This window comes from Roseobacter fucihabitans (assembly GCF_014337925.2).
GTDB lineage: Bacteria > Pseudomonadota > Alphaproteobacteria > Rhodobacterales > Rhodobacteraceae > Roseobacter > Roseobacter fucihabitans.
This window is the reverse complement of sequence record NZ_CP143423.1, coordinates 2,895,435-2,909,138: the sequence shown is the minus strand read 5'-3', so window position 1 is coordinate 2,909,138 and position 13,704 is coordinate 2,895,435. Positions and strand designations below refer to the sequence as shown.

Here is a 13,704-nt window from a genome sequence, read left to right as displayed (position 1 = left end):
TGGTACGGGGTCCGCGCGTTACTGCTGCTCTGCCGCGCGTTCCTTTTCCTGGCGAATTTCGCGTTGGCGCACGGGCATCTTGTCAATGCTGCGGCTGATCTCGCGCACATCCCAAGGAAATGGTTTGCGCAATTTTACGCCGCCATCCTTGCCCATAATGACCAACATAAATTCACGTGGGCGCAATTTACGGCGCAATTCTGATCGCGCCTCGGGGTTGGTATCGATGATCACAACCACGTCGCGCTCTATCAATTCGCCCGGGCGCGCGGCCAGTAATTCCATCTGTTCTATGAAAGCGTTGTTATTTTCGCTGTCAGAAAACACCACCACGGGGCGTTTTTTCCACTTAAATTGGTTCAAATCCACGTCGTCCATCTCCACAAACAGCGTTTCGGGGCCTGGAACTATGACTGTTTGCGCGGTGCTGCCAGTGGCAAAAAAGCACGCGATTACAAAGGGTAATATTGGTTTCATCGGGTCTCCTGTTAGGGGTAATATAGGCGTGCTAACGCGATATGCGATGGGAAATACGTGCAAATTTACCATTAAATCCACAGCAAGGGATTTAGGGTAGTGATCACGTTCATCCCCGTTACCGGGCCGATCGGGGCGGCCGCCATGAGATGGGTCAACTGCGTTATGAAAGTCGTTCTTCATATCGGTGCGCACCTTACCGGCACATCGACGTTTCAGGACTACATGCACCGGCATGTCGCGCCTTTGCAAGAGGCGGGCGTGCGCTATTGGGGACCGCAGCAGACACGGGGCGGGTTGTTTCGTGGCTTGTTCCCTGAGCCGCTGAACGCTCTTGTGCGCGATGCGCGCCGTCGCGCAGAGGGGCGTGTGAAATTACGGCTGCGCGCCGTTGAGGCAAGTGGTGCGCAGACATTGATTGTAAGCGATGCCAATATGGCGGGACCGCTGGGTGACATGATCGATGACAATCGTCTATATGGTGGTATCGCCGGGCGCATGGCGCGGTTTGCGCGCGCATTTGAAGGGTATCCCACAACAGTCGTTTTCAGCCCGCGCAGTCTGGAGCGGTATTGGAGTTCGGCGCTGTCGCATGGTGTGGCCTGTGGCCATACCATCCCGGACCGCGATAAGTTGCGCGCGATCGCGCAGAGTTTGCGGGGATGGCGCGAGGTGATCACTGATCTTGCCCGCGCGCTTCCCGGCGTTGAGATAAGGGTGATGCCGTTTGAGAATTTCATTGGCCGCTCGGAGGTTTTCCTGGCGCGCGCTGCGGATGTGGATGCGCCAAAGGACATGGATCGCGCCTGGTTGAATCCGGCACCAAACCTTGCCGCCCTGCGCCGGGCTTTGATTGCTCGCGGCATTGCGGGGGCCGTGCTGCCCTTTGGCATGGACCGGTGGAACCCGTTCACGCCTGAGGAGAACGCGGCGCTGCGCGAAACATATGCGGATGATATGATGTGGCTGGTCGCGGGTGCGGATGGGCTGGCTACACTGACAGAGGATCAAGCCCGGACAAGAGCAGGAACAACCCTGCCAGCCGGTGCACAGACACAAGGACATGCAGATGAGCACGAAGAAAGACAAGTGGCGCGACCTGGCTGAGGCTGAACTGCGCGGTAAATCTCTGGACGATCTGACCTGGCAGACCCTGGAGGGGATTGCCGTGCAACCGCTCTATACGGCTGAGGACGCTGAGGACCTGTCGCATATGGGCTCGATCCCCGGCGAGGCACCCTACACGCGCGGGGTCAAGGCCACAATGTATGCCGGGCGCCCCTGGACGATCCGCCAATACGCAGGTTTTTCCACTGCCGAGGAAAGCAACGCCTTTTACCGCCGTGCGCTGGCCGCCGGACAGCAGGGGGTTTCCGTCGCCTTTGATCTGGCCACCCACCGCGGCTATGACAGCGACCATCCGCGCGTGGAGGGGGACGTGGGCAAGGCGGGCGTGGCCATCGACAGCGTGGAGGATATGAAAATTCTCTTTGATGGCATCCCGCTCGATCAGGTGTCGGTCTCCATGACCATGAACGGCGCGGTGATCCCGATCCTGGCGAGCTTCATCGTCGCCGGACAAGAGCAGGGGCATGATCAATCCGTCCTGTCCGGCACCATCCAGAACGACATTCTCAAAGAGTTCATGGTGCGAAATACCTATGTTTACCCGCCCGAACCCTCGATGCGGCTGGTGGCGGATATCATCGAATATACCTCTGATCACATGCCGAAATTCAACTCGATTTCGATCTCGGGCTACCACATGCAGGAGGCCGGTGCGAACCTTGTGCAGGAACTGGCCTTCACCCTCGCGGATGGGCGCGAATATGTGCGCACGGCTATCGCGCGGGGCATGGATGTGGATAAATTCGCCGGGCGATTGTCGTTCTTTTTCGCCATTGGCATGAATTTTTTTATGGAAGCGGCCAAGCTGCGCGCCGCGCGTCTGCTCTGGAGCCGGATCATGGAGGAGTTTGAGCCCAAGAACCCCAAGTCCTCGATGCTGCGCACCCATTGCCAGACCTCCGGCGTCAGTCTTCAGGAACAGGACCCTTATAACAACGTGATCCGCACCGCCTATGAGGCGATGAGCGCGGTTCTGGGCGGCACGCAGTCCCTGCATACCAACGCGCTGGATGAGGCGATTGCCTTGCCGACGGAAAATTCCAGCCGGATCGCGCGCAATACACAGTTGATCTTGCAGGAAGAAACCGGCATCACCAATGTGATCGATCCGCTTGCCGGCTCCTATTACGTGGAGAAACTGACGGCGGATATGGCGGATGCGGCCTGGAAGATCATTCAGGAAGTCGAGGAAATGGGCGGCATGACCAAGGCCGTTGCCTCCGGCATGCCAAAGCTGCGGATCGAAGAAGCCGCCGCGACACGGCAAGCGGGCATTGATCGCGGCACCGAAGTTATTGTGGGCGTGAATAAATATCGTCGTGAGACCGAAGACTCCATTGATATTCTGGACATCGACAATGCCGCTGTGCGCGACAGCCAGATCGCGCGTCTAGAGAAGATCAGAGCGACGCGGGACGAGGCCGTTTGTGAACATGCGCTTGCGGAAATGTCGCGCCGCGCGGCAGAGGGGGGCAACCTGCTGGAAGCCGCCATTGAAGCGGCGCGTGCGCGCGCCACCGTTGGAGAAATGAGCATGGCGATGGAAGAAATCTTTGGCCGCCACCGCGCAGAGGTCAAAACGCTCGCCGGTGTTTACGGGGCGGCTTACGCAGGCGACGAGGGGTTTGCGGCGATCCAGAAATCGGTAGAGGATTTTGCGCAATCCGAGGGGCGCAGGCCGCGCATGCTGGTGGTCAAGATGGGACAGGATGGTCATGATCGCGGGGCCAAGGTTATTGCGACGGCCTTTGCCGACATCGGTTTTGACGTGGACGTCGGGCCGCTGTTTCAGACGCCGCAGGAGGCCGCACAGGATGCGGTGGACAATGATGTCCATGTGATCGGCATAAGCTCACAAGCCGCCGGGCATAAAACCCTCGCCCCCAAGCTCGTGCAGGCGCTGAAAGAAGCAGGCGCGGAGGATATTCTGGTGATTTGCGGTGGTGTCATTCCACAACAGGATTACAAATTTCTATATGACGCGGGCGTAAAGGCGATTTTCGGCCCCGGCACCAACATTCCCAAGGCGGCGCAGGATATCTTGAAGCTGATCCGGTCGGCCCGGTCCTGAACGGCGGCGCGTTCGCGCGCCGCGAACGTCGCAATCTGGCGTGCGGGGTGGGTGTTGGTGTCGCGCGGCAAAGCGTTTTGCCTTGTCCTTTGGGGCAGGATCGCTCGCTTATTGGACCGGCACCAAACCGGGCTGGACGCTGGTATGCTTATAAACCCTTGTGCCGTCGTGGATCTGATACCAACCTCTGCCCGCGCGCGCGGCGCGAACAGTTTGGCGCAGGCCCGCAAAAGAAAGGCAAGATATGGAACTTGATCACATCGCGGTGGCCGGTGCCACGCTGGAAGAGGCCACCGCGCATGTCGAAAGCGCGCTTGGGGTCGCAATGCAACCGGGCGGTCAGCATGATGTTTTCTTCACGCATAATGCGCTGTTGGGTCTGGAAGACGGGCTCTATCTGGAAGCCATCGCCATTGATCCGACGGCGGCGGTGCCGGAACGCGCGCGTTGGTTCGATCTCGACCGATTTGCGGGGCCACCGCGCCTGAGCAATTGGATTTGCCGCAGCGCAGATATAATAACGGCCTGCGCAGAGTTGCCCGTGGATATGGGCACGCCCGTCGCCTTGCAACGCTCAGATTTACGGTGGCGCATGGCCGTTCCGCTGGATGGTATCCTGCCGTTTGACAATTGCGCGCCCGCGCTCATTCAATGGGACACGCCGCAACACCCGGCGCGCCGTCTGGCCTGCTCCGGTGTGCGACTGCGACGGCTGACAATTTCGCATCCCGAGGCCGATCGGGTGCAACAGCTGTTTGCGCCGAGGCTCGGGGATGATCGCTTGCGCTTCGAAACCGGGCCTGCCGCTCTCGGGGCCGTGTTCGACACACCCCATGGAGAGCGCATTATGGCATGAGGCTGCGCAGCGCGACAGGAGCGGATGCGGTGGAGATCGCGGCGCTATGGAACAGGATGATCCGCGATACCTTGTCGACATTTACGACGCTCGAAAAATCCCCCGCCGACATCGAGGAGATGATAGAGGCGCGCGCAGGTGCCGTTCTTATCGCCTTGCAGCAGGATGAATTTGCCGGTTTTGCCACCTATGGACCCTTTCGGGCAGGCCCCGATTACGCTGCAACCGTCGAGCATACCATTCTGGTTTCCCCACAGCATCAGGGCGCGGGCGTCGGGCGTCATTTGTTGGAGGCGTTACAAGCAAATGCGCGCGCGCAAGGGGTGCATGTGATGGTGGCAGGGATCAGCCACACCAACATCGCGGCTCAAAAATTCCACCGCAAAATGGGCTACGATGAAGTCGGGCGCATGGCACAGGTTGGCTTCAAGAACGCACAGTGGCTTGATCTTGTCCTGATGCAGAAAATACTCTGAGGTGACGCTTGCCCCCTGACATGGGCAGCGCTTGCAGATAGAGTTCACCCATGTCGATCTGGACTCGTATCTCTGACGCCTTATCGGCCCTCACCGCAGGTGAAGGCCTGGCGCAGGTGTTTGACCGCTTGCGCAGCCCGCCCGAACGCTCGGTTGCCTTTGCGATTGCGATCATCGCGCTGGGCGCCAAAATGGCCAAGGCGGATGGGCAGGTGACACGCGATGAGGTGACAGCGTTTCGCGAGGTCTTTCATATCGCGGCGCAGGATGAGGCCGGTGCGGCGCGGGTCTTCAACCTCGCTCGCCAGGATGTGACGGGGTATGAGGAATACGCCGCGCGGATCGCCACCATGTTTGCAGGCGCGCCGGAAACGCTGCGCGATTTGCTTGAGGGCTTGTTTCATATTGCGATGGCGGATGGGTTTTATCACCCCAACGAGGATGCCTTTCTGGAGCGCGTCAGCGAGATTTTCGAATTGCCGCCTGCTGATTTCAAGGCGCTGCGCATGCGGTTCGTACCTGATGCGTTGAAGGACCCCTATACGGTTCTGGGGGTGACGCCTGACATGAACAAAGCGGCGATTCGCAAAATCTGGCGCAGGCTGGTGCGCGAAAACCATCCCGATGTGGTGATGGCGCGCGGTGTACCCGAAGAGGCGATGCAACTGGCGCAAAAGCGGATGGCAGATATCAATCGCGCCTGGGAAGAGATTTCGGCGACAGCGCAGTGATGCAATGATTTGCGTCCAAGGGCCGTGTCAAAATATGAACCGTGACTGATCTCGGGGCCTCAAAACAGCGGATTTAGGGCGGTTCTTTCGGATCAAGTGACAGTGGTTCGCGCCGGTCTGGGTGATGGTTCAAGATTCTGCGCGCATCTTGGCCAGCATAAATATCCGATCTCGAAGAATCGCGTGCTTTGAGGTATCCTGGTTCTATGAAAAATCTGCTGATTGCTCTTTTTGCTGTGTTGGTCCTGTCCCACCCCCTGCGGGCGCAGGAGGAAGATGCGCCTTCCATTATGGAACGCGGCGCGCAGCAGTTCCTTGAAGGGTTGCTTCTGGAGATGGAACCCGCCTTTGAAGGCATGCGTGGTTTCATGCAGGAGATGGGCCCGGCGCTCAGCGAGCTGATGGGCCAGATCGAGGATTGGTCGGTCTATGAAGCGCCCGAAATACTTGAGAATGGGGATATCATCATCCGCCGCAAACCTCAGGACATCCCGCCCGAAGAGACGCCGCCGCAGATCGAACTCTAGGCGCGCGTGAGGCGGGCTTTTTTCACCTGCACCTCTGCGCCGAGCGAAGACGCCAGTGACATCAGCCGCGCCTGTGCCACCTCGCCAAAGAGCGGTACCATGTCGGGTGTCAGACGCAGGTGCAGTTGTTTTTTCTTGGGAAACTAGCGCAGTGTCCCGCGTTCTGCGTCTTGCGTCATCCACAGCATCGCGCCGAAGCGCATGGCCTTGCCCAAAATTTCGGCATCCAACTGGGTCTTTTCGTCGATCAGCCCGTAAAGATCCTCAAACCGGGTCCCTTGGCGTTTGTTTGAATAGCGGTGCAGCAGAGCGAGCCCCAGATACACCCGTTCCGAGTGTTTCAACCCGCCCAGATTGGCCCGCGTGGCATTGTCAAAGCAGGTTTCCGCGCGATAATCGGGATGCGCGCGCCAGCTGACGTCATGCAAAAGGCAGGCGGCCTTGATTAGGCGGCGTCGCGCGATAGGGGCGGATTTGAAGATTGGGTGGATGAAGGCGTAAAGCGATTTGCCAAAGCCCGGCATTCGCGCGTCCTTGGCTTCGGCAAACCGGCAGGCCTCGATCAACGGGTCACGGTCGCGCAGGCGTTGCGGCATTTGCTCATAAAGCATGCCTTCGCGGATGCCATAGCTCGAAATCGCGATGTCCTTGGGGCGGAAGGTTTTGACCAACCTGCTCAGCACTTCGGTGGCCAGAGGAACAAGGCTCATCCGCGCCGATGAGATGCCGCAGGCATTGCGCAGGACTTCGATATCGGCGTTCTGGATATAGGCCACGGTTTCGCTGACGCTGCGCGCGGTCATGCGATATTCATGCAAGACATGGAGCGGATAGCTCCGCCGGTACATGTCAACGCGGGCAATCGCGCGCCAGGACCCCCCGACGAGAAACAAGCGGTCACGCTGTGCGCCCATTGCCGCCTGAAGCTCGGCCATGGTCTGCTTGATATGGGCGTCGCGCCCCTTTTTACCGCCCTTGATTTCGCGCAGCTTGAGCGGGCCAAGCGAGGAGGTCTCGCGCCGTCCCACACGGCCCTCGGATATTTCGGCCAGCTCCATGGAGGAGCCACCGATATCACAGACCAGGCCGTATGATCCGGGCCAGCCCAGCAGGACACCCTGGGCCGAGAGGCGCGCCTCTTCCTTGCCGTCAATCGCCCAGATACGCAGCCCGGTTTGGCGTTTCACCTCGGCCTGGAAATCGGCACCATCGCTGGCATCGCGCACCGCTGCCGTGGCCACCACGGTTAATTCCGCCAGCCCCATGCCCTGCGCGAGATGTTGAAAACGGCGCAGCGCGTTGAGCGCGCGTATGCGTCCTTCGGGGTTCAAGACACCGCTCTCGGACAGGCCCGCCCCGAGGGCGCACATGATCTTTTCGTTATAGAAATATGCGGGCGAGCGTGCGGCCCCGTCAAAAACCACCAAGCGGACAGAGTTGGAGCCCACATCGACGACGCCGACCCGCGAAAGTGCGCGTGCGCGCGGGTCCTCAAAGAGAGGTCGCCCGAAAAGACCCATGTCAGGGGAATTCTCCGGCGGGGTGGCGGACGCGGAAAGGTCGGTCGTTTCGGTCATATGGCCCCCGGTGTTCGTTGGGGCACCCTGTTCAATAATGACGCGCGGGTCAATATTCACGGTGCCAATTAACGACCGGCAAAGCGCGGTTAATCCTCGGTGTGGGTCAGTTTGGGCACATCCGACGCACCGGCGCTGCCGCGCCCGGACAGCGATGGGTTTTCCATGAAAAACCGGTGGCAGTTAAACGCAAAGGCCCCTTCGGGAACCGGGGGGCGGTCAAAATTGCCATCTGGCCCCATGACCCAGCTTTGCGCCACATCCGCAAGGTTTGCGGCCATGATCTGGCTGACGATCTGGGCCTTGACAGTGGCGTTTTCGATCTCCACCAGCGTTTCGACGCGGCGGTTCAGGTTACGCCCCATCCAATCGGCCGAGGAGATGAACACCCGCGCCTTTTTATGCGGCAGCCCAAAACCGTTGCCGAAACACACGATGCGTGAATGCTCCAGGAACCGCCCCACAATGGATTTGACGCGGATGTTCTCGCTCAGACCCTTGACGCCGGGGCGCAGTCCGCAAATGCCGCGGATCACCAGGCTGATCTTCACGCCTGCATCGCTTGCGGCATAAAGCGCGTCGATCACTTCGCTGTCGATCAGCGAGTTCATCTTGGCCCAGATCACGGCGGGTTTGCCCGCGCGCGCATGGTCTGCCTCCGCCGCGATCAATTCGAGCAATCGTGGTTTCAGAGTCGTCGGAGAGATCGCCAGATTGTCCAGAGAATCCGGCAGCGCATAGCCAGACAGATAGTTGAACACTTTGGTCGCATCGCGCCCCAGCCGTTGATCGCAGGTAAAGAGCGACAGATCGGTATAAATCCGCGCCGTGATGGGATGGTAATTGCCGGTGCCGTAATGCGTGTAGGTCACCAGCTGATTGCCCTCGCGCCGCACCACGGTGGAGATTTTCGCGTGGGTTTTGAGGTCCAGAAACCCGTACACCACATGCGCGCCCGCGCGTTCCAGCCTGCGGGACTGGCGGATGTTGGCGGCCTCATCGAAACGGGCCTTTAATTCGACAAGTGCGGTGACGGATTTGCCATCCTCGGCAGCCTCACAGAGGGCCTCCACGATCGGGCTGTCGCGCGACGTGCGATAGAGCGTCTGTTTGATCGCGACAACCTGCGGGTCGCGCGCGGCCTGTTGCAGGAAACGGACCACCATGTCGAAGGTTTCATAGGGGTGGTGCAGCAGCATGTCCTTGTTGCGGATCGCGGCCAGCATATCGCCATCGTGATCGGTGACGCGTTCAGGGATGCGGGGCGTGAACATCGGCCACAACAGGTCCGGTCGGCTGTCGAGCACCAATTCCTTGAGGTCGGAGGCCCCGATCATGCCGTCAATGGCGATGACCTCTTCCTCATCCACGCCCAGCTCCTGCATGATTACCGATTTGAGCTTTTCGGGTGCACCGGTGGAATGGGTCAGGCGCACGACCTCGCCGCGACGGCGCCGTTTCAGCGCAACCTCGAATTCGCGCACCAAGTCTTCGGCTTCCTCTTCGACCTCAAGGTCGCTGTCGCGCAACACGCGAAACTCGAAATGCGCCTTGAGCTTATAGCCCGGAAACAGGCCCGCGATGTTCAACACCAGCAGTTCCTCGAGGGGCAGAAAGCGGTTTTGTCCCTCCTCGGCGGGCAGGGCGATGAAGCGGTCGATCTGCGCGGGGATCGGCAAAAGCGCCTGTAGGGGGCGTTTATCCGCCGTACGTTCCAATTGCAGCGCCAGCGCATAGCCAGTGTTGGGGATGAAGGGAAAGGGATGCGCGGGATCAATGGCAAGCGGCGACAGAACGGCAAAAACCTGCGTGAGGAAGACGTCTTCGAGATAGGTGCGATCCGCCGCCGTCAGATCGCCGTTGCGCAGCACAAAAATGCCATCCGCTTCGAGTTCCTTGAGCAGGGAGACCAGCACGCGCTGTTGCGTGTCGAGCAATTCGCGCGCGTTCTGGTCGATCAGGACAAGCTGTTCGGCAGGAGAAAGCCCATCCGCCGCAGGCGTGGTATTGCCTGCATGGGCCAATTCGCGCAAGCCCGCCACGCGCACCGTGTAGAATTCATCGAGGTTGGTTGCCGAAATCGACAGGAACCGCAGCCGTTCCAACGCCGGAACGCGCGGGTTGTCGGCTTCCTGCACCACGCGCCAGTTGAACCCCAGCCAGCTGAGTTCGCGGTTGAAAAACCGCGCGGGCCCCTGGGTGCCGAGATCGGGGATTTCGGTGGCTTCGGGGAAGTCAGAGATCAGGAAGTCCGCTTGTGTCATGCAGGCCTTTTACGATGTGTTATGTAAGGGTTATGTGACAACTATCGCGCGCCTGGGTCCTCTTTGTCCAGCAGGGTGGCGGCGAAGGATCTGGAAAGCGGGCGTTTTTGTGCCAGCGAGGCGGCGTCAAGACGTTCCACGATGGCACCGGCGGCGGCAAAAGAACGATCCATGCGGCGGATCAGATAGGGGATCAGGTCCGTTTTGGGCGTCAATTGACGATCCGCAAAGAGCTTTGCCAGCACCGCCGCCAGCAGCGCATCATCCGGCACCTGCACCGAGACGGCCGGGGCGGCGGTGATCCGGCTTGCCAGATCGGGCAGGGTAAGACCCCAGTCGCGCGCCACACTGCGCCCGGTCAACAAGAGCGCATGCCCCTCTGCCAGCACCAGATTATAGAGGTGAAACAGCGCGGTTTGCGCCTCGGGGTCCCCCGCGATCAGGGGGACGTCCTCCAGGGCGACACTGCCCTGCGCGAGGTTCGGCACCGCATCCTCGCGCAGCGCGGTGGCCGGGAGGATTTTCGCGTCGCGCTGTGCCGCCCAGATATGGGCGAGATGCGTCTTGCCAGACCCGTCAGGCCCACTCAGAACCAGTTTATCGGTAGCAGGGTCCTCGATCATCGCGAGTGCCACGGCATTTGAGGGGGCCACCAGAAAATCCGCGCGCCGCAGCGCCGCAACCCGTGGCAGATCGAAACCCAGCTGTTCAGGCATATCAGGGCTCGTCGCGCCCGGAGAGGCCCCGATAAAGCAACGAAATCTTATATTGCTCCACGCCAAAGCGCGCAATCACACCAATGGCGGCGGCGACCGGCACCGCGACCAACATTCCGACAAACCCGAACAATGCCCCAAAAACCGACAAGGCGAGAATAAGCCAGACCGGGTGCAGCCCGACCGAGCTTCCCACGAGCTTGGGCGTCAGGATATTGCCCTCGATCACCTGTCCGATGGCAAAAATACCGGCCACCAGCCCGATTGACACCCAATCCCCCCAGAATTGGAACAGCGCCAGACCGATGGCCAGCGCGCCCCCGATCAGGGCCCCGAGGTAGGGGATGAAGGTCACAAGCCCGGCAATAAACCCCACGACCAGCCCGAATTGCAGCCCCACCACCATCAGGGCCACGGCGTAATAGGTCCCCAGGATCAGGCAAACCGTGCCCATGCCGCGAATGAAGGAGGAGAGCGTCGCGTCAATCTCGCGCGCCAGACGGCGAATGGTTTCGGCGTGATCACGCGGCAACAGATCGTCAATGCGCGCCACCATGCGGTCCCAATCCAGCAGCAGATAGACCGACACCACCGGCACGATCACAATCAGGACAACCACGTTGAGAATGGAGGCGACCGATCCCAGAGCGGTTTCGAGCAGTTCGGCACCGCGACTTTTGATGGTCTCCCCGACGGTATCGATGGATTGGCGCAGCGTGGAGCCCGCATCCAGCAGCGAGGGAAAACGTTCCGTGAGAAATGCGCCAATGCTTCTGGTGTATTCAGGGGCGGCGTTGAACAGGGCCAGCGCCTGATTGGTCAGGGTCGGAATGACCAGAAGCGCCATGGTCACGAAGATGAAAAGGCCCGCAACCGTGATCATGCCCGTCGCCGCGATGCGGCTCAGCCCCAACCGCTCGAGCCGATCCGCCACAGGGTCCAGAAAATAGGCGATGGCACCGCCCAGGATGAACGGCATCAGTACGTTGCCCAATGACCACAGGATCACGAGGAAAACCGCCGTTGAGATCCCCCAATAAATCACTTGTTTCTGGACGGGCAGGGCCATGAAAACTCCAAAGGTTACTCTGTATTGACATCGCCCATGCCGGGAGGTGTTTCAAGCAATTAAGGGGGCGATCCACTGGAAAAGGCGTTCTTGCTTGCGTTTTCGCGGTCTCTTGCCACGTTCTGGCACCATGCGGGTCGCGGCGCGCGGGCGGATGTCGCATGCTGGTTGGGATACGTTTTGCGCACCGATCATGGTGCAAGCGCATTGGCTTTTTTCGAAACGGCGCGGCCATGCACAGCGCAAGGCGTCAAGCTGCTCCTGCACGGCCCGCCGTTGCGGGGGCTTTCGGTGTCCCCCAAGGCGATTGCCAAATCTGCGCATACCGTCCCTGTGCTGCGGGGCGGTTTCACGATTGCGGGTGCGCGGTCTTTGGCCTAATCAGGACGTGATTTTCATTTGAGAGGACGTCCCATGCGCCTGACCCGTTATTTCATGCCTGTGCTGCGCGAAAACCCTGCCGAGGCTCAGATCGTAAGCCACCGGCTGATGTTGCGCGCGGGCATGATCAAACAGAATGCGGCCGGGATATATTCGTGGTTGCCGCTGGGGTTCAAGGTGCTGCGCAAGCTGGAAAACATCGTGCATGAAGAGCAGGCCCGCGCGGGTCACATCGCGATGTTGATGCCGACCCTGCAATCGGCGGATCTGTGGCGCGAGAGCGGGCGTTATGACGCCTATGGCCCCGAAATGCTGCGTGTGCGCGACCGGCAGGACCGCGACATGCTTTATGGTCCCACCAATGAGGAAATGATCACCGATATTTTCCGCAGCCACGTGGGGAGCTACAAGGACCTGCCGCTGACACTCTACCACATCCAGTGGAAATTCCGCGACGAGATGCGCCCGCGTTTCGGCGTGATGCGGGGGCGTGAATTCTTCATGAAGGACGGGTATAATTTTGACCTGACCAAGGAGGACGCGCTGCACGCCTACAACCGTCACCTCGTGACATATTTGCGCACCTATGAGCGGATGGGCTTGCAAGCGATCCCGATGCGCGCGGATTCCGGCCCCATCGGCGGGGACAACACGCATGAATTCCTGGTGCTGGCCGACACCGGTGAATCGGAGGTGTTCTATGACAGCGCCGTGACCGATCTGAGCTTTGGGGATCGTGACATCGATTACAACAGCGTCGAGCAATGCGCCGGTGTGCTGGAAGAGTTCACCTCGAAATACGCGCGCACCGATGAAACTCACGATCAGGCGCTATTTGAGCAGGTTCCCGAGGAACGTCGTCGCACGGCGCGCGGCATCGAGGTGGGGCAGATTTTCTATTTCGGCACCAAATATTCCGAGGCCATGGGCGCCACCGTGCAGGGTCCCGATGGCAAACCCACGCCGGTCCATATGGGCAGCCACGGCATTGGTGTCAGCCGTCTGGTGGGCGCGATCATAGAGGCGAGCCACGACGATAAGGGGATCATCTGGCCCGAAGGTGTGACGCCGTTTCATTGCGGTATTGTGAACCTCAAGCAGGGTGACGCCGAAGCGGATGCGGCCTGCGAAAGCCTCTATGCCAAACTGACAGCACTTGGGCTGGAGCCGCTTTATGATGATCGCGATGAGCGGGCGGGCGGTAAATTCGCCACGATGGATTTGATCGGTCTGCCCTGGCGCATCACCGTTGGGCCGCGCGGGCTCAAGCGCGGGTTGGTCGAGTTGACCAGCCGCCGTACGGGCGAAAACGAAGAGATCCCACCCGAACAGGCGATCAAGAAAATCGCCGAAATATATGGCGGGCATCATACCGGCGAGCATGTGCAGATGATGGGCAAGCGGTCGTTCCACACCTATATCTGAGGCTTT

12 protein-coding genes and 1 pseudogene are annotated in these 13,704 nt (G+C 60.0%); 8 read left to right on the top strand and 5 right to left on the bottom strand.

The features are described from left to right. Window positions 1–18: 18 nt before the first annotated feature. The gene (locus tag ROLI_RS14235; RefSeq protein WP_316247413.1) at window positions 19–660 is read right to left on the bottom strand and encodes a DUF4174 domain-containing protein; all 642 of its coding nucleotides are present in this window, start codon (window positions 658–660) and stop codon (window positions 19–21) included. On the opposite strand from ROLI_RS14235, the gene ROLI_RS14230 reads away from it, so the two are divergent. The 6 genes from ROLI_RS14230 to ROLI_RS14205 all read left to right on the top strand — a co-directional run bounded on the left by ROLI_RS14230 (window position 643) and on the right by ROLI_RS14205 (window position 6,266). After that, entirely contained in the window at window positions 643–1,584 is a 942-nt protein-coding gene (locus tag ROLI_RS14230; RefSeq protein ID WP_187429239.1) for a hypothetical protein, read from the top strand. The genes ROLI_RS14235 and ROLI_RS14230 overlap by 18 nt on opposite strands. Then, window positions 1,547–3,676 (top strand): methylmalonyl-CoA mutase, encoded by a 2,130-nt coding sequence (gene scpA, locus ROLI_RS14225; protein ID WP_187429238.1) that lies wholly within the window; start codon window positions 1,547–1,549, stop codon window positions 3,674–3,676. The genes ROLI_RS14230 and scpA overlap by 38 nt, the downstream gene beginning before the upstream one ends. Window positions 3,677–3,920: 244 nt before the next feature. Further along, entirely contained in the window at window positions 3,921–4,532 is a 612-nt protein-coding gene (locus ROLI_RS14220) for a VOC family protein (RefSeq protein ID WP_187429237.1), read from the top strand. Next, complete coding sequence (locus ROLI_RS14215) at window positions 4,529–5,008, top strand: GNAT family N-acetyltransferase (RefSeq protein WP_187429236.1); 480 nt, start codon at window positions 4,529–4,531, stop codon at window positions 5,006–5,008. Before ROLI_RS14220 ends, ROLI_RS14215 begins: the two co-directional genes overlap by 4 nt. A gap of 50 nt (window positions 5,009–5,058) precedes the next feature. Continuing rightward, window positions 5,059–5,739, top strand: a complete 681-nt coding sequence (locus ROLI_RS14210; protein WP_187429235.1) for a molecular chaperone DjiA — start codon at window positions 5,059–5,061, stop codon at window positions 5,737–5,739. 206 nt (window positions 5,740–5,945) lie between these two features. After that, window positions 5,946–6,266, top strand: a complete 321-nt coding sequence (locus ROLI_RS14205; protein WP_187429234.1) for a hypothetical protein — start codon at window positions 5,946–5,948, stop codon at window positions 6,264–6,266. On the opposite strand, the pseudogene ROLI_RS14200 reads toward ROLI_RS14205, so the two are convergent. The 4 genes and pseudogenes from ROLI_RS14200 to ROLI_RS14185 form a co-directional block, all read right to left on the bottom strand. Beyond that, a pseudogene (locus ROLI_RS14200) lies at window positions 6,263–7,843 on the bottom strand (Ppx/GppA family phosphatase). The gene ROLI_RS14205 and the pseudogene ROLI_RS14200 overlap by 4 nt on opposite strands. An 89-nt stretch (window positions 7,844–7,932) precedes the next feature. Continuing rightward, window positions 7,933–10,107 (bottom strand): RNA degradosome polyphosphate kinase, encoded by a 2,175-nt coding sequence (locus ROLI_RS14195; protein ID WP_187429233.1) that lies wholly within the window; start codon window positions 10,105–10,107, stop codon window positions 7,933–7,935. A gap of 41 nt (window positions 10,108–10,148) precedes the next feature. After that, window positions 10,149–10,823: an HdaA/DnaA family protein gene (locus tag ROLI_RS14190; RefSeq protein ID WP_187429232.1), complete on the bottom strand. Its 675-nt coding sequence runs from the start codon at window positions 10,821–10,823 to the stop codon at window positions 10,149–10,151. Window position 10,824: 1 nt separating this feature from the next. Continuing rightward, on the bottom strand, window positions 10,825–11,892 hold the full coding sequence (locus ROLI_RS14185) for an AI-2E family transporter (RefSeq protein ID WP_187429231.1): 1,068 nt from the start codon (window positions 11,890–11,892) through the stop codon (window positions 10,825–10,827). Window positions 11,893–11,982: 90 nt separating this feature from the next. On the opposite strand from ROLI_RS14185, the gene ROLI_RS14180 reads away from it, so the two are divergent. Both ROLI_RS14180 and proS read left to right on the top strand, forming a co-directional pair. Then, complete coding sequence (locus ROLI_RS14180) at window positions 11,983–12,273, top strand: hypothetical protein (protein ID WP_187429230.1); 291 nt, start codon at window positions 11,983–11,985, stop codon at window positions 12,271–12,273. 33 nt (window positions 12,274–12,306) lie between these two features. Next, window positions 12,307–13,698 (top strand): proline--tRNA ligase, encoded by a 1,392-nt coding sequence (proS, locus tag ROLI_RS14175; protein WP_187429229.1) that lies wholly within the window; start codon window positions 12,307–12,309, stop codon window positions 13,696–13,698. Window positions 13,699–13,704 lie beyond the last annotated feature (6 nt).